The organism is Nitrosomonas eutropha, assembly GCF_900116685.1.
Classification (GTDB): domain Bacteria; phylum Pseudomonadota; class Gammaproteobacteria; order Burkholderiales; family Nitrosomonadaceae; genus Nitrosomonas; species Nitrosomonas eutropha_A.
On sequence record NZ_FPBL01000003.1, the window covers coordinates 121,794 to 139,549 of the forward strand.

The following is a 17,756-nucleotide window of genomic DNA, read 5'->3' on the forward strand; positions in this document are numbered from 1 at the left end:
CTCAGAGAAACCAGAGGCAAGCTTGTTTAGCTGTTGCTGTTGATAAGTAAATTGGGTGGAGGGCCCATCGGCTCGAATGTTCTCAATAAAGGAATATCTTCTTTACTCATCCAATGGATATCCGTATCAAACGTACCTTGTGGTCCCCAGCTGCCGGTAAACTTCTTACCATCGGGCGTAAAAGTCCAGCACATTTCTTCTCCCGAGGTATTGATGACATCACCAAGATTAGTCGGCTCTTGCCATTCACCCTTTTCATCCTGATGCGCAATCCACATATCATGCCCGCCCCGCGAACCCAGATTTATCCGCATGCTGGTAAGAACCAGACTTTTGCCATCTTTTGACAAGCCAGTCCAGTGCATGTGGTCACGCTGTGGGGAATTTATTTTTGATCCCAGGCTTACCGGCTTTTGCCATACACCATCTTTTTTCTCAACTTTCCAGATATCACTCTCCTGCGTTACTCCAGGCTGGCTGTAGTTGAAATAAATCAGACTGTCAGAGGCAATAATTGGGCAGTGCTCTTCACCGGTTAATGTATTGATACTGGGAAGCTCCGGCACATCATTCCAGCTTTTGGGTGCTTGCCATACACCACTCACTTTCTGGACAACATAAAGATCGCCCGACAACAAGTTGTCCGGCTCATACCTCGTGAAATAAATGACATTGCCGTCATCAGAAAGGCTAGGCTCCAGTTCCCAAGCTGCCGTGTTGATATTGGGGCCTACTGTCGGATCAATATCGGGGCCAAGATGAACAGGTTCCTGCCATATGCCATCTATATTATGAGACATCCATATATCAAAGTTATAGGCACTACCTGGTGACTTGGTACTACCTTCACGCGTTGAAACGAAAATAGCTGTTTTGCCATCCGCACTGTAAGTTATCTCTATTTCAGTACCGGGCGAGTTAATAGGAGCCCCCATACTTTTTGATACGGCTGGTGGCTCAGCTACACCTTCTGCCCCGTGCATGCCAGGCATGGCATAAGCCAGATTGCTTGCCAGCATTAAAACCGGTAGCGTGGAACAAAGTTTTATAACAGAGCTATCTCTCATTCTGCTTCTCCTCTCCGAAAAAAGTAAACCAATCGTTCTCTTTTTGAGATTGAGAGGGTATATGATGCATTGCTGAAGTGTCAAGATAAAGAAATAGAACTACTTGCGCTCTATTTCTCCTCTTCAGATTAACACGCTGAACTTGCCAATATTATTTGAGCGTACTTCTAAAATTAGTTTTTCAGGCAAAGCAAGGCAGTGCACAGTGATCACTGCCTCGGGTAATGTCTCGTTGCTGCATCCCGTGCACCTTGTGCTTTCACCCCATACAACCGAATTTTTAAAGGTACCGTTAGACAAATTCATGGCGCACGCGACCAATTCCCAATATCTTATTTTCCACTTAAAATATTTTGCAGCAGCAAATCATTCAATCGCCTGACGAAACCGGCTGGATCTTCGAGCTGCCCTCCTTCGGCCAGCAATGCCTGATCAAACAAAATATGGCTCCAGTCGGCAAATTTGGCTTCTTCATACTTCAGGCGCTGAACCATGGGATGATGCGGGTTGATTTCCAGAAACGGTTTACTATCCGGAACTTTCTGACCAGCTGATTTCAGCAATCGCCCGAGGTTACCACTCATGTCGTGTGTATCAGCCACCAAACAGGCTGGCGATTCTGTCAAACGGTAGGTAATGCGCACATCCTTGACTAACTCACCCAGCACTTCCTTCATTTTCGCTGTTAATTCCTGAAAATCTCCTGCTTCCTTTTCATGCTCTTGCTTTTCTACTTCATCTTCCAGCTTGCCCAGATCAAGATTACCTTTGGCAATAGATTGTAAAGATTTACCCGCATATTCATTTAGATTGGCTGCCAGCCATTCATCAATGCGATCATGCAGCAGTAGTACCTCGATTCCTTTTTTACGGAATATTTCTAAATGTGGGCTGCTTTGGGTTGCCTTCAAACCATCTGCGGTGATATAGTAGATTTTTTCCTGGTCCGGTTTCATCCGGGCGATGTAATCATCCAGCGAGACCGTCTGCTCTTCTCGCTCATCATGTGTTGAAGTAAATCTCAGCAATTTAGCGATACGTTCACGGTTGCTGTAATCTTCCGCAACGCCTTCTTTCAGTACCTGGCCAAATTCACGCCAGAAGGTTCTGAATTTCTCCTGATCTTCGCTCTTATCACTCGTTGCAAGATCTTCAATCAACCCCAGTACTTTTTTCACTGAACCGGCACGAATGCTGTCAATATCTTTCGATTCCTGCAGGATCTCACGGGAAACATTCAGTGGTAAATCATTTGAATCAATAATACCGCGAACGAAACGCAAGTACCCTGGCAACAATTTCTCCGCATCATCCATGATAAACACACGTCTGATATAAAGTTTAAGGCCATGACGATGCTCACGATCAAACAGGTCAAACGGTGCATGGGCAGGAATATATAACAACTGAATATATTCCTGCTTGCCTTCAACTCTGGCATGTACATGAGCAAGTGGCGGCTCGAAATCATGCGCTACATGCTTATAAAATTCATCGTACTGTTCTTGTGTAATCTCATTTTTAGGCCGTGCCCAGATTGCGCTGGCCTGATTGACTGTTTCTTCTTCATCACTTATTTTGTATGCCTTACTCTCGTCATCCCATACCTCCTTCTTCATGATGATAGGAAGCGTGATGTGATCTGAATACTTACGGATGATAGAACGCAGCTGAAAGCTACTTAACAGCTCATCCTCATCTCTTCGCAGATGCAAAACAACCTCTGTACCCCGCTCCCTCTTTTCCACGGTTTCCAGCGTATATTCACCCTCACCACCAGATTCCCAGCGCACTCCATGCTCAGCAGTCAGGCCTGCACGGCGGGTAGTCAATGTTACTTTGTCCGCAATAATAAATGCTGAATAAAAACCCACACCAAACTGTCCAATCAGGTTAGCGTCCCTGGCCTGGTCACCCGTCAGCGAATCAAAAAATTCCCGTGTACCGGATTTGGCAATAGTGCCAATGTTATTGATTACTTCCTGCCTGGACATACCGATACCGTTATCGGTGATCGTGATAGTACGCGCCTCTTTATCGTAAGCAATATAGATTTTAAGATCCGGATCGGATTCATATAATGCTGTATCGGATAATCCTTCAAACCTCAGTTTGTCTGCGGCATCCGAAGCATTCGAAATCAACTCCCGTAGAAAAATTTCCTTATTACTGTAAAGAGAATGAATCATCAGCTTCAAAAGCTGTTTCGCTTCAGCCTGAAAATTCAAATGTTCGACGTTTTCTGTGGTTTGCATACTTTTCTCCTTAAAAAATGCGCTAACATCGTGGGATCAGGTTTCCTGATTTCAAGTCATTTCAACCTCGAAACCTCTATTCCTTAACTTTTACTTGTTTGATCATATGAAATTTTCATCTTTTATTTTTTCGGTATCACTGTGTGCAGTCACCTTCCAAGTTAATGCTCAAGAACTAGAGCTCCCGCTTGATAAAATCAAGCTACCTTCCGGGTTTTCAATCAGTATTTGGGCACATGTGCCGAATGCGCAAACCATGACATTGGGCGATAAAGGAACAGTATTTGTAGGTTCCAAATCGGCAGGCAATGTCTATGCCGTCACGGAAAATGAAGGAAAACGCCAGGTTCGCATTATTGCCAGTAAGCTCAAAATGCCCACCGGAGTAGCATTCCATGACGGTGCCTTATACGTATCGTCGGTTAACAGAATCCTGCGTTTTGATGATATTGAAAATACACTTGATCACCCCACACCACCGCACATTATAACGACTGATTACCCTAAAGAAACCTATCACGGCTGGAGAAACATAGCGTTTGGTCCGGATGACTGGCTGTACGTTTCTGTTGGCTCACCTTGCAATATTTGCGAAACGGATCTGGATCGTTTTGCTCTGATTTCACGAATAAAACCGGATGGTACAAACTATGAAGTATTCGCGAGAGGGGTGCGTAATACAGAAGGATTTGACTGGCATCCCGTCACAAAGGAATTGTGGTTCACCGATATCAGCCGGGAGTGGATGGGAGATAATCTTCCACCAGATGAGTTAAATCGTGCTCCAGAGAAAGGGATGCATTTCGGTTTCCCTTACTGTCATGGACAAGAAGTAGCCGATCCCAAACTTGGAGCAAAATATGACTGCAACAAGTTTACCCCTCCTGCCGCTGAACTTGATCCTCACGTTACGCCAATGGGAATGCGATTTTATACCGGTAACATGTTCCCCGTTGAATACCATGGCAACATCTTTATTGCAGAACATGGTTCGTGGAACCGCAGTACAAAAACAGGCTATCGTATTGAACGGGTACAGATTGAGGCAAATAAGGTTATTAAAAAAGAATCTTTTGCAGAAGGCTGGCTGCAGGATAACGAAGCATGGGGCAGGCCGGTTGACATACTAATAATAACGGATGGAGCAATGCTGGTCACGGATGACATGGCAGGCCTGATTTATCGTATCAGCTATAATCAACCGTAATTCTCCCACCTGCCATGATTTGAATTACATGGAGTGTTGAATGGCAGACAGGCTCAAACCCATAAGTGCCTGAGGGAATATGCCCAGAAGTACTATAGCCAGTCCGTTTGTGCTAATAAGTATCCTGACATCCGGTTTGAATAAAATCGGCCGGGTGTCTTCTGGTGCATCAAAATACATAAACTTGATGATACGTAAATAATAAAAAGCACCAATCAGCGCCAGTACAACCGCAACAACCACTAACCATACATACCCTGCCTCCAGGACAGCCTGAAACACAGCCAGTTTTGCATAGAATCCAATCATGGGGGGAACTCCCGCCATAGAAAACATTATTAGCAACATCATAAATGCGAGCCACGGGCTACGTTGATTAAGGCCTTTAAAATCACTGATCTTGTCCGCCTCAAATCCTTCCCGGGAGAGCAACATAATAATTCCAAACGCACCCAACGTCATTAATACGTAAGCAATCACGTAGAACATGGCTGAGCTGTAGCCGTTTTCTCCTATCGCAATAAAACCAAGCAAAACAAACCCTACGTGCGAAATAGTTGAATAAGCCAGCATCCGCTTGATATTCAGCTGAGCTATCGCTACAAAATTACCGACCGCCATTGAGGCTACCGACAGCAAGACCAGCATCCCCTGCCAATCAGTAGCCAGCTCTCCCAGACCTTCCACCAACAATCTCATAACAAAACCAAAAGCCGCCAGTTTAGGTGCAGATCCGATAAATAATGTTATTGCAGTAGGTGCTCCCTCATAAACATCCGGAGCCCACATATGAAATGGTACCGCACTGAGCTTAAAGCTGATGCCAGCAACAACAAAAACCAGACCTACGACAAAGATGTCATGATCTGCCGTACCTTGTTGGATACTCTTCGTCAACTCCGAAATGTGTAATGTGCCAGTTGCGCCATATAACATTGACATACCATAAAGTAAAAACCCGGAAGCCAGTGCACCTAGAACAAAAAATTTGATGGCAGCTTCGGTAGCAACAGCCGATTCACGTTGCAACGCTACCATGGCATAAAGTGATAGGGATAACAGTTCAATTCCCAGATAAAGAGTAATAAGGTGGCTTGCAGAAACCATAACCATCATACCCAGTGTGGCGAACAATGTGAGACTGAAGAACTCTCCTTTCAATAGACCCCGAAGACTGATATATGCACGAGAATAGATCAACACAGCCGCTACAGTAAGATAAATCATCAGCTTTAGCGTATCTGACATTGCGTCACCGACAAACATGCCTGAGAACGTATAACGAACCTCCGTGCTATATATGCCATACGTAATGAACGCACATCCAGCCAGTGTCAATAGTGACAAATAGAATGACAGAAGCCGATTTTTTTCCCCTGCAAACAAGTCAGCAAGCATGACCACGCAAATCATGAACAGCAAGAAAATTTCAGGGTAGGCTGGTGTGAAGTCAGGTAACAAAAAATCCATGAAAAATCCTTAATTTCCGATCAGGAAAGTATTTTTATTATCCAAAAATTAGCTAATATCTTAAAGCTTGGTACGTGCAACATGCTCCAGCAGATTGTCAACCGTAACATGCATAACTTCGGTAAGTGGCAGCGGATAAATACCCAGAGCCAGAACTGCGACCGCCAGGATAGCCAAAACTAAAAATTCACGTGCAGAAATATCTTTCATCCCCTCAACATTGGGATTTGCTACGGCACCAAACACTACTTTTTTATACAACCATAAACTGTAAGATGCACCCAAAATCAATGTTAGTGCAGCAAAAAATGCGTACCAGAAATTCACTTCCATGGAGCCCATAATCACCATAAATTCACCTACGAAACCGCTGGTGCCTGGAAGCCCGGAGTTAGCCATTGCAAACAACATAAAAAGAGCCGCAAAAGCCGGCATTCTATTAACTACCCCACCATAATCTGCAATCATTCTGGTATGCAAGCGATCATATAAAACACCAACACATAAAAATAAAGCACCAGAAATAAATCCATGCGAAATCATCTGCACCATGGCTCCTTCCATTCCAATAGGATTGAACAGGAAAAAGCCCAATGTAACAAATCCCATATGAGAAACTGAAGAATAGGCAATCAGCTTCTTCATATCACGTTGCATTAACGCAACGATACCAATATATACAATGGCAATCAGCGATAAAACTATCAATATCCATGACAACTCATGGCTCGCGTCTGGCGTAATCGGTAAAGAAAATCTGAGAAAACCATATCCACCTAGTTTAAGCAGGATAGCTGCCAGCACTACCGAACCACCTGTAGGCGCTTCGACGTGCGCATCCGGTAACCAAGTATGCACCGGCCACATCGGCACCTTAACCGCAAAGGCGACCATAAATCCTATAAAAATAAGGATTTGCGCAGTCATCGGTATAGGAAGATGATGATAATCGAGAATTGAGAAGCTACCACCAGAAGCCTGATATAAATAAATCAGCGCTACCAGCATCAATAGAGATCCCAGAAATGTATAAAGAAAGAATTTTAGAGCAGCATAAATCCGGTTAGGCCCTCCCCAGACTCCAATAATGATAAACATTGGAACTAGTGATGCTTCCCAGAAAGAATAGAATAATATGGCATCCAGTGATGCGAATACCCCATTGAGAACACCAGACATGATCAAAAAAGCTCCCATATATTGAGAAACCTTTTCACGGATCACTTCCCATCCGGCAATCACGACTAGTGGAGTCGTAAAACTGTTCAATAAAATTAATGGCATTGATATGCCATCAACCCCCAAATAATAATAGACATTGAGGCGTTCAAACCATACATTCCGCTCGATAAACTGCATCGAACCCATGGATGTATCAAAGCCACTATAAAGTGGAAGTGCCACAAGGAAACCGGCTACAGATCCAGCCAGAGCAACCCAGCGTACCGCTTGAGTATTCCGGTCACTCATCAAAAACACGATTAAACCGGAAATAATTGGTAGCCAGATGATTAGACTTAACAGCGGAAATCCAAATAACATGTTTTTTTTGTCTTAAATCGCATTTCAATGCGTATTAGTTATCCCAGAGAACAGAAAAAAGATCCGTCCGTTTTCGATTCTCTGAAGCCTAAAAAGGAAACAGCCATATACTCATCAGAACAAATACACCCACAATCATACTAAATGCGTAATGGTAGATATAACCCGACTGAAAGCGACGTCCCATCATCGCAAACCAACCCATCGCTCTTGCCGTGCCATTAACCATTAAGCCATCTATGACTTTCATATCCACGTATTTCCACAACACGGTACTCAGCGTACGTAAACCACCTGCAAATAACCAGCTGTACAACTCATCAATAAAATATTTCCGATCAAGCAGGATATAAATCGGATTAGCCAGTTTTTTAATTTTACCGGGCAATGCAGTTTGATAACGATACAAAAACCAGGCAGTGAAAATTCCTGACATCGCCAGCCAGAAAGGAGGAGTAGTCAAAGCATGTATCATCATGCCGAAGATTCCTGTATAGCTCTCGCCCATCTTGGCCATGACATCATGCTGCGCATCTATATAAATAGCCTCAGTGAAGAAACCTCCAAAAAGCATTGGATCAATCAGCCAGCCAGCAGCCACAGTAGGAATTGCCAATAAAATTAGTGGTACCGTCACTACCCAGGGGGATTCACGCAGATGATCACGTGTATGGCTATCCATACCTGGTTCACCATAGAAAGTCATGAATATTAGTCGGAAGGTATACAGCGCAGTAACGAATACTGTACTTAATGCGCAGAAATAGGCAAATCCTGCCCCAGGAATTTCTGAGAGAAGAACTCCCTCAATAATCGCGTCCTTAGAGAAAAAACCTGAAAAACCTGGTACTCCTGCACTGGCCAATGCAGCAACAAACATAGTGCCAAATGTAATCGGCATATATCGTTTAAGTCCACCCATCTTGCGCATATCCTGCTCGTGATGCATGGCGATAATGACGGATCCTGCACCCAGAAACAGCAATGCCTTGAAAAAGGCATGTGTCATAAGATGAAAGATAGCCGCTGAATAAGCAGATGCACCCAGTGCTACCGTCATGTATCCGAGCTGAGATAGTGTTGAATACGCAACGACCCGCTTGATATCATTCTGTACTACTGCTACTAACGCCATAAACAAGGTAGTAATCCCACCAATCACAAAAATAACCGAGTGTACTGTAACAGATAACTCAAACAGAGGAGACATGCGGGCCACCATGAAGATACCAGCTGTTACCATGGTTGCAGCATGAATCAGAGCCGAAATTGGTGTTGGCCCCTCCATTGAATCTGGTAGCCAGACATGCAAGGGAAATTGAGCAGATTTACCCATCGCACCTATGAAAAGTAGCAAACATATTACCGTCATCAACATCCAGGATTCACCTGGCACGATTTCAATAGTGCGGGATGCAAGATATCCCGCATGGGTAAATACAAGCTCGTAATCCAAAGTGCCAACATTCGCCAGTATTAAAGCGATACCCAGCAGAAAGCCTATATCAGCGATCCGATTAACCAGAAATGCTTTTAGATTGGCGTAAATTGCCGTTGGGCGAGTGTACCAAAAACCAATTAGCAAATAGGAGACCAGTCCGACTGCTTCCCAACCAAAAAATAATTGCAGGAAATTGTTTGACATCACCAGCATCAGCATCGAAAACGTAAATAGCGATATATAGCTAAAAAACCGCTGATACCCTGGATCTCCCTGCATATAGCCGATAGTATAAATATGTACCATCAACGATACACCCGTTACCACCATCATCATCGTGGCTGACAGTGTATCAATCAAAAATCCTATCTCAATTACAGTCTCTCCTGATGTCATCCAGGTATAGACACTACCGTTATAAAGATTTCCTTGTAATACATCGATAAAAATTACAACAGATGCAATAAATGACAGTGCCACTAACGCAATCGTCGCACGATGACTCCCTATCAGACCAATCTGTCGCCCAAACAGCCCGGCAACGATTGCTCCTAACAAAGGTGCCGCTGGTACTAGTAAATAAAGATTTTCCATCTAAGGTATCAATTAACAATACTGTTTAACAAATCGACAACTGCCCGCCGTTCAACCCTTAAGTTTATCCAGATCATCTACGTTGATAGTACGTAAGTTTCTGAATAAAGCGACCAAAATCGCTAAGCCAATAGCAGCCTCAGCTGCAGCCACAGTCAGAATAAAAAATACAAAAATCTGCCCAGCTATATCCTGTAAATAATATGAAAAAGCGACAAAATTTATATTAACTGCCAGTAGCATTAGCTCAATGGACATTAACAAAATAATGACATTTTTACGATTGAGAAAAATACCTACAACCCCAATGGCAAACAGAACAGCACCCAGCACGAGATAATGTGATAGTGATACCAAGATGATTACCCTTCAGACGAAAATATTTGAGATAGTTGAAATCCCTGGGGAAAAATCATTCTTTTTTTTCTGCAGGCATAGATATTACTTTTAACCGCTCGTTACGGCTAACAGCTATCTGCCTAGAGGCATTAGAAGATTTTTTATCGGTGCGATGGCGCAAGGTTATAGCTATAGCAGCAACCATTGCCACTAACAAAATGACTGCAGCCAATTCGAAAACATACACATATTCAGTGTAAATCAGTCGGCCCAGTTCTTTAGTATTACTGTAATCAACTGATTTATATTCCGGAGTTTGTATGATTTCAGAACTAAATTGTTTGCTCATTAATACCATACTCATCTCAACGGTCATAATAAAAGCCAATATTGCACCAAATGGAAACCACTTCCAGAATCCTTCCCGCATCTGATCTAAATTAATATCTAACATCATAACCACAAACAGAAACAGCACCATGACGGCACCTACATATACCACTACTAAAGCTATCGCTAAAAATTCTGCTTCGAGTAAAAGCCATAATCCGGAAGATGTCACAAAAGCAAGTACCAATAGCAGCACCGAGTAAACGGGGTTGCGTAATGTAATTACTCCTAGTGCAGAAATTATTACCACACTAGCCAGACTGTAAAAAACAAAATCCTGGAAAATCATAAATTTATATCTAAATATTTAACGATAAGGAGCATCTGCTGCTCTGTCTTTGGCTATCTGCTCTTCATAACGGTCACCCACAGCCAATAGCATTTCTTTGGTATAAGTCAGGTCACCACGAACTTCACCGTGATACTCAAGTACACGTGTTTCGACAATTGCATCCACTGGACAAGCTTCTTCACAAAAACCACAAAAAATACATTTGATCAGATCAATATCGTAACGCGTAGTACGTCGTGTGCCATCATCACGTTGTTCCGATTCAATAGTAATCGCCATAGCTGGGCAAACCGCTTCACATAGTTTGCAGGCTATACAACGCTCCTCACCGTTAGGGTAACGACGCAAAGCATGTAGCCCTCTAAAGCGAGGTGATTGTGGCGTCTTCTCTTCCGGGTAATGCACAGTAATTTTGGGCGCAAATAAATAGCGTCCAGTTACTTTCATTCCCTTCAACAACTCAAATAACAAAAAGGATTTTAAAAACCGTTTAATGCGTTCCATTTTGAAATTCCTCTCGACTAGAACCAAAGATTCAGTGGAAAGCTTTGCAATGCAGCTTCAGGCAATTGCATTACTGCGCCCAATAAAACAATCCAGATTAACGTAATTGGAATAAATACCTTCCATCCCAATCGCATAATTTGATCATAGCGATAACGAGGAAAAGTAGCACGGAACCAAAGAAAGAAAAACAACATGATGGCTATCTTTAACAGCAGCCAAACTATACTTGGGATCAGATTGAAAGGGGCAATATCTACTGGGGGCAGCCACCCTCCAAGGAACATAATACTGGTTAGGGTAGCAACCAGAATCATGTTTGCATACTCAGCAAGAAAAAATATGGTAAAAGCCATTCCCGAATAGTCCACATGGAAACCAGCTACGATTTCCGATTCTCCTTCAGCCACATCAAAAGGCAATCGATTGGTTTCAGCTACTCCGGAGATAAAATAAACCAGAAACATCGGAAATAATGGAATCATGTACCAATTAAGAAAACTCCCTCCCTGTTGCCCCGCTACGATATCTCCCAAGTTGAGACTGGAAGACATCATCAACACACAAACCAAGGCAAATCCCATAGCCAATTCATATGAAATAACCTGTGCAGCAGAACGCATGGCACCCAAAAAAGCATATTTAGAATTAGATGCCCATCCAGCGATAATGACACCGTAGACACCCAAAGATGTCATGGCCAGAATATATAGCAGTGCAGCATTGATATCAGCCAACACTAACTCTGGCGAAAAGGGAACGACAGCCCATGCCGCTAATGCGGGCGTTATAGCAAGTATTGGCGCAAGGAGAAATAGAAATTTATTGGCACCAGTTGGAATAATGATTTCCTTCATGATAGCCTTAACCGCATCAGCAATAGGTTGCCCCCACCCACCCAACCAAGGAATACCAAAAAATGTTACCCGGTTCGGCCCTACTCTGACTTGCATGAATGCAATAATCTTCCTCTCTGCAAAAGTAAGATATGCGACTGCCAGCAATAATGGAATAATGATTGCCAGAATCAACAGCAGATTCTTTGCCAATAGAAAGAGGGGAACACCCCACTCGCTGCCAAATAATTGTTCAAATAATGGTTGAAAACTATCCATTGATCAGATTCCAAATCCAGGTTCTTATAATTTTTCCAGTTTTATTTCGCCAAACATCGTCCCCAGTCTGGATATTTGCGGGTGAGCACATGCCAAACGAATACAATCATCAGGTAAATTATCATCCACAGAAATCGCTAACTGAATTTCCTCATTTTGTTGATTTATTCTGACTGTTTCACCAGCCAAAATTCCAGCTTTATTGAGCAGGGCAGAAGAAGCAAACGCCATAGGCGGAGCAGCATCATGCGTTTTTTGCAAAGATATTGCACGCCTTACGATTGGATCAGCCTGATAAATTGGTATCTCACCAATCCTTTCTACCTCGCTACCTTTCTGATCGAAATCTTTAATAGAAAGTACATCCAGTGAATTATTCAGATTTTGTACAAATTCCTCTTTATCAGAAATAATTTCTGCACGAATCTGTTCTGATGAATCGTAATCAAACCCTTCCAGTTGCAGCAAATTTCCCAGTACACGCAATACTTTCCAAGCAGGGCGTGTTTCGCCAAGAGGAGATACCACACCCTGAAAACTCTGTATTCTTCCTTCGGTGTTAACAAAAGTACCAGATGTCTCCGTAAAAGGAGAGACAGGCAGAATAACATCCGCATAATCGGGAATGTTACCTTTATAACTATTCAAGGAGACCACAAACTCGGCGCGATTTATTACCTGCGATGCTCGGCGCGTATCATAACTATCTAACTCCGGCTCAAGATTCAATAGTATATAGGCGCTACAGGCAGACTCTTCTTCCGATACACCCAGCCCTAACATCTGCCCCGCGTTCAGGCCAGATTTCCTTGATTCAGTTTTATTTGCAGATTCCGCTCTGACATCCCACGGTACAACACCGACAGAATAGGCACCCACACTATTTGCAGCCTCTCCCAAAACACCGAATTTTGCTCCGGTTATTTCTGAAATAGCTTGTATCGCACTGAATAAGTCAGCATAGTGAGGATGATGCTGAGCAATATTGCCCAAAAAAACAGCGGATGGAGAATGTTCTATAAGGCTATTTGCCATTCCTCGTGCACTCTCTGAAATATTGATCTGCTTTACTGCAGATGCAATCTGCTCAGATATGGGAATATTTTTAATTTCTGCAACTGCTTTAAGAACCTGTAATACCGCATTCAACATTGCTGATGGTGCAACAATAGTCTGATAAGCAAGCTTGGTAAATAGATCATCTCCAATTGGATTAATGACACTCAGCTGCGCACCTTGTTTTACTGCTTGACGTATCCGCTGAGCAAGCAGTGGATGATCTTTGCGTAATGTACTGCCAATAATCAATATTGATTTCAGCTGTGAAACCTCAGCAATCTGTATCCCCAGCCACGGAACTCCCTGTGATATAACATCTGCACGAAAATTAGATTGACGTACCCGATGATCAATATTATGACTACCCAATCTACGCATCAATTTTTGCAACAAATAGAGCTCTTCCAGAGTGCTATGAGCAGACCCCAAGGCACCGATACTCTGCGCACCATACTTATTAATTACGTTTTTGATACCTTCTGCAGTAAAAGCTAATGCTTCTTGCCAGCCACAAGTTTGCCATTCCCCTGATTTTCTGATCATTGGGATAGTCAAACGATCTCCGGAATTCAATCCCTCATAAGAAAAACGATCCTTATCCGACAGCCAACATTCATTGACAGCTTCATTCTCACGCGGCAATACCCGCATAACCCGATTATTCTTCACTTGTACAACCAGATTACTTCCCAATCCGCAATGTGGGCTAATTGATTTCCTGCGTGATAACTCCCAAGTTCTTGCTGAGTAACGAAAAGGCTTGCTGACCAGAGCTCCTACCGGACACAAATCAATTACATTACCCGATAGTTCTGAATCAACAGTTTTACCAACAAATGTCAAAATCTCAGAGTGTTCTCCACGACCAGCCATCCCAAGTTCCATGATTCCGGCTATTTCCTGCCCAAAACGAACACATCGCGTGCAATGGATACAGCGAGTCATATCCGTTGATATGAGTGGACCAAGATTTTTGTTGGTTACTGCTCGCTTGGCTTCCTGATAACGTGAACCACTTGAACCATATCCAACAGCCAAATCCTGCAACTGACATTCACCTCCTTGATCACAGATAGGGCAGTCTAGTGGATGATTAATAAGCAGAAACTCCATTACGCCTTTCTGTGCTGTGACAGCTTGCTGAGAGTGCGTTGAAACCTTCATCCCTTCAGAAACCGGTGTCGCACAAGCAGGAAGAGGTTTAGGTGCCTTCTCAACCTCAACCAAGCACATCCGGCAATTGGCAGCTATTGACAGTTTTTTGTGATAACAAAAATGGGGGATGTATATCCCAACCTGCTTGGCAGCATCCATTACGGTACTGCCTTGTGCGACGGCTACCTGCTTGCCATCAATTTCAATATTAATCATTAGCAATAATTCCCAAGATTATCGGGAGTCGGATAAATACAGCACTAAAACCATAGTTCACCTAGACCATGCACTTTTTATGCTCGATATGAAAAACAAATTCATCCCAAAAGTGGTGCAACATAGCTCGTACTGGCATCGCAGCAGCATCACCTAACGCACAGATAGTTCTTCCCTGGATATTATCTGCAAGATTGTTGAGTACATCCAGATCTTCAATCCTTCCTTTACCATGCTCAATCCGATTGATGATCCTATAGAGCCACCCTGTCCCTTCTCGGCACGGGGTACATTGGCCACAAGATTCCTCATAATAGAAATAGGAAAGGCGTTCTAGTGCACGCACCATACAAGTAGTATCGTCCATAATAATGACTGCCCCCGAACCCAACATGGAACCTGCTTTTGCTATTGAATCATAATCCATATCTGTTTCCATCATGATGCTACCAGGTAAAACCGGCATTGATGAACCACCGGGGATACAACCTTTCAGTTTCCGCCCCTCACGCATCCCACCAGCAAGTTCCAGCAACTTTGAAAACGGAGTACCCATAGGTACTTCATAGTTACCTGGTTTATTGACATGACCGGAAACCGAAAATATCTTGGTACCCCCATTATTCGGCTTGCCCAGCTGCAAGTAACATTCACCCCCATTACGCATAATCCAGGGAACTGAGGCAAACGTTTCCGTATTGTTGATCGTAGTTGGTTTGCCATATAAGCCAAAATTAGCCGGAAACGGGGGCTTAAAGCGTGGTTGTCCCTTTTTACCTTCTATCGATTCTAATAGCGCGGTTTCTTCTCCGCATATATAGGCACCATATCCATGGTGATTGTAGAGTTGAAAAACAAATCCGGAACCAAGAATATTCTCCCCAAGAAACCCTGCCACATTGGCTTCCTCGACAGCCTCCTCCATTCGTTCGTAAACATCCCAGATTTCACCGTGCACATAGTTATACCCGGTCCGGATACCCATCGCATAGGCAGCAATCAACATACCCTCAATAAGGACATGTGGATTGTAACGCATGATATCGCGATCCTTGAACGTACCCGGCTCCCCCTCATCAGAATTACAGACAAGATACTTCTCACCTGTATACTGCTTTGGCATAAAACTCCATTTCAAGCCCGTAGGAAAACCAGCACCGCCACGCCCACGCAGTGCAGATTTCTTTATTTCCTCAATTACAGCTTCCGGGGAGATTTTTTGCGAAAGTATTTTTTTTAGCGCAACATATCCGTCACGTTTTAAATAACTTTTTAACCGCCAATTATCCTGATCTGCAGTATCGACACCCGCCATAATGACTTGAGTAGGTTGAGTCATTTCTTTAATTCCTCAAGTAATTTGTCTATTTGATCCTCAGTCATAAAGCTGCACATACGCTTATTATTAACCAGAAGCACCGGCGCATCACCACAAGCCCCCATACACTCGCCTTCCTTGAGGGTAAACAATCCATCTACAGTTGTTTCATTGAACCCTATGCCGAGTTTCTTCTTAAGATAATCTACAGTCTGATTACTACCTGATAACGCACAAGGCAAATTAGTACAAACAGTCAATTTGTATTTTCCAATCGGCTTCAGGTTATACATATTGTAAAAAGTAGCAACTTCATAGACAGCAATTGCAGGCATCTCTAAATAGTCTGCAATAAAATCCATTGTTTCAGTTGCCAACCAACCTTTCTCATCTTGAGCAATAGCCAGTGCAGACATAACAGCTGACTGCTTCTTATCTGTGGGATATTTAGCAATTTCCCGATCAATTTTTTTTAGAGCTTCTATGCTTAACATCAGCGAATTCATCTATCTATTTCACCAAACACTATATCCTGGGTACCAATAATTGCCACAAGATCGGCAATCATATGCCCCCGAGCCATCTCATCCATTGCGGCTAAATGCGCGAACCCGGGTGCACGTATTTTCAGTCGATAAGGCATATTGGCGCCATCCGAAATAATATAAATACCGAACTCACCTTTTGGATGCTCCACAGCAGCGTAGGCCTCCCCTCTCGGAACATGCATACCTTCCGTAAACAATTTGAAATGATGAATCATTTCTTCCATATTTTGTTTCATGGACAGCCGTGGGGGTGGTGCAACTTTGAAGCTGCTGGTAATAACAGGGCCGGGATTTTTTCTCATCCAATCAATACACTGCTTAATTATGCGATTAGATTGGCGCATTTCTTCAATACGTACCAAGTAACGATCATAGCAATCGCCATTGACACCAACCGGTATATCAAAATCCACCTGGTCATAAACTTCATAGGGTTGCTTTTTGCGTAAGTCCCACTCCACTCCGGATCCACGCAACATCGGCCCAGTAAATCCCAGAGCTTTAGCGCGATCAGGCGAAACCACGCCAATATCAACTAAACGTTGCTTCCAGATTCTATTGTCTGTCAGTAATGTCTCGTAATCATCCACGTAACCCGGAAATCGATGAGTAAAGTCCTCAATAAAATCCAGCAAGGAGCCTTGCCGATTCTCATTACGCGTTGCCGTTGTCTTCTCATCGCGTATTGCTGATGATCGATACTGCGGCATACTATCCGGCAGATCCCGATAAACCCCTCCTGGCCGATAATAGGCAGCATGTAACCGAGCGCCTGATACCGCCTCATAACAGTCCATCAGATCTTCCCTTTCTCGAAAGGCATATAGAAAAACAGTCATTGCCCCAACATCCAGTGCATGGGCACCTAACCATAGTAAGTGATTGAGAATACGTGTTATTTCATCAAACATAACACGAATATATTGCGCTCTTATGGGCACATCAATTTGCAATAGCTTTTCAATCGCCATGACATACGCATGTTCATTGACCATCATGGACACATAATCCAGACGATCCATATAAGGCACGGATTGTATATAGGTCTTATTCTCCGCGAGCTTCTCCGTAGCCCGATGAAGTAATCCGATATGTGGATCAGCGCGCCGAATAACCTCACCATCCAGCTCCATCACCAAGCGCAACACTCCATGCGCTGCAGGATGTTGCGGCCCAAAATTCATAGTGTAATTACGAATTTCGGCCATTTCACAAACACCCTTCCCAAAAACTTCGTGAGGATT

The 17,756-nt window shown here is 43.4% G+C and carries 14 protein-coding genes; 1 reads left to right on the top strand and 13 read right to left on the bottom strand.

Going from position 1 to position 17,756, the window contains the following annotated elements:
* Positions 1-26: 26 nt before the first annotated feature.
* Both BM331_RS05155 and htpG read right to left on the bottom strand, forming a co-directional pair.
* Entirely contained in the window at positions 27-1,067 is a 1,041-nt protein-coding gene (locus BM331_RS05155) for a PD40 domain-containing protein (RefSeq protein WP_074927690.1), read from the bottom strand.
* 332 nt (positions 1,068-1,399) lie between these two features.
* Complete coding sequence (gene htpG, locus BM331_RS05160) at positions 1,400-3,322, bottom strand: molecular chaperone HtpG (protein WP_074927692.1); 1,923 nt, start codon at positions 3,320-3,322, stop codon at positions 1,400-1,402.
* Between the two features lie 106 nt (positions 3,323-3,428).
* Here htpG and BM331_RS05165 point away from each other — a divergent pair, with 106 nt between their 5' ends.
* Entirely contained in the window at positions 3,429-4,529 is a 1,101-nt protein-coding gene (locus BM331_RS05165) for a PQQ-dependent sugar dehydrogenase (RefSeq protein ID WP_074927694.1), read from the top strand.
* 24 nt (positions 4,530-4,553) lie between these two features.
* Here the strand turns inward: BM331_RS05165 and nuoN are convergent, their stop codons facing one another.
* The 11 genes from nuoN to BM331_RS05220 all read right to left on the bottom strand — a co-directional run bounded on the left by nuoN (position 4,554) and on the right by BM331_RS05220 (position 17,720).
* Positions 4,554-5,999, bottom strand: a complete 1,446-nt coding sequence (gene nuoN, locus BM331_RS05170; protein WP_074927696.1) for an NADH-quinone oxidoreductase subunit NuoN — start codon at positions 5,997-5,999, stop codon at positions 4,554-4,556.
* 60 nt (positions 6,000-6,059) lie between these two features.
* On the bottom strand, positions 6,060-7,541 hold the full coding sequence (locus tag BM331_RS05175; protein ID WP_074927697.1) for an NADH-quinone oxidoreductase subunit M: 1,482 nt from the start codon (positions 7,539-7,541) through the stop codon (positions 6,060-6,062).
* Positions 7,542-7,629: 88 nt separating this feature from the next.
* Complete coding sequence (nuoL, locus tag BM331_RS05180) at positions 7,630-9,576, bottom strand: NADH-quinone oxidoreductase subunit L (protein WP_074927699.1); 1,947 nt, start codon at positions 9,574-9,576, stop codon at positions 7,630-7,632.
* Between the two features lie 51 nt (positions 9,577-9,627).
* A complete protein-coding gene (nuoK, locus tag BM331_RS05185) occupies positions 9,628-9,933 on the bottom strand; it encodes an NADH-quinone oxidoreductase subunit NuoK (protein ID WP_074927701.1) in 306 nt (101 codons plus the stop codon).
* Positions 9,934-9,988: 55 nt separating this feature from the next.
* On the bottom strand, positions 9,989-10,594 hold the full coding sequence (locus BM331_RS05190) for an NADH-quinone oxidoreductase subunit J (protein ID WP_074927702.1): 606 nt from the start codon (positions 10,592-10,594) through the stop codon (positions 9,989-9,991).
* 18 nt (positions 10,595-10,612) lie between these two features.
* Positions 10,613-11,101 (bottom strand): NADH-quinone oxidoreductase subunit NuoI, encoded by a 489-nt coding sequence (nuoI, locus tag BM331_RS05195; protein ID WP_074927704.1) that lies wholly within the window; start codon positions 11,099-11,101, stop codon positions 10,613-10,615.
* A gap of 17 nt (positions 11,102-11,118) precedes the next feature.
* Positions 11,119-12,216: an NADH-quinone oxidoreductase subunit NuoH gene (gene nuoH, locus BM331_RS05200; RefSeq protein WP_074927705.1), complete on the bottom strand. Its 1,098-nt coding sequence runs from the start codon at positions 12,214-12,216 to the stop codon at positions 11,119-11,121.
* A gap of 24 nt (positions 12,217-12,240) precedes the next feature.
* The gene (nuoG, locus tag BM331_RS05205; RefSeq protein ID WP_074927706.1) at positions 12,241-14,646 is read right to left on the bottom strand and encodes an NADH-quinone oxidoreductase subunit NuoG; all 2,406 of its coding nucleotides are present in this window, start codon (positions 14,644-14,646) and stop codon (positions 12,241-12,243) included.
* Positions 14,647-14,707: 61 nt separating this feature from the next.
* Positions 14,708-15,985, bottom strand: coding sequence for an NADH-quinone oxidoreductase subunit NuoF (gene nuoF / locus BM331_RS05210; RefSeq protein WP_074927707.1), 1,278 nt, complete (start codon positions 15,983-15,985; stop codon positions 14,708-14,710).
* Positions 15,982-16,458, bottom strand: a complete 477-nt coding sequence (nuoE, locus tag BM331_RS05215) for an NADH-quinone oxidoreductase subunit NuoE (RefSeq protein ID WP_074927840.1) — start codon at positions 16,456-16,458, stop codon at positions 15,982-15,984. The genes nuoF and nuoE overlap by 4 nt, the downstream gene beginning before the upstream one ends.
* A gap of 8 nt (positions 16,459-16,466) precedes the next feature.
* Positions 16,467-17,720 (bottom strand): NADH-quinone oxidoreductase subunit D, encoded by a 1,254-nt coding sequence (locus BM331_RS05220; RefSeq protein ID WP_074927708.1) that lies wholly within the window; start codon positions 17,718-17,720, stop codon positions 16,467-16,469.
* Positions 17,721-17,756: the final 36 nt, after the last annotated feature.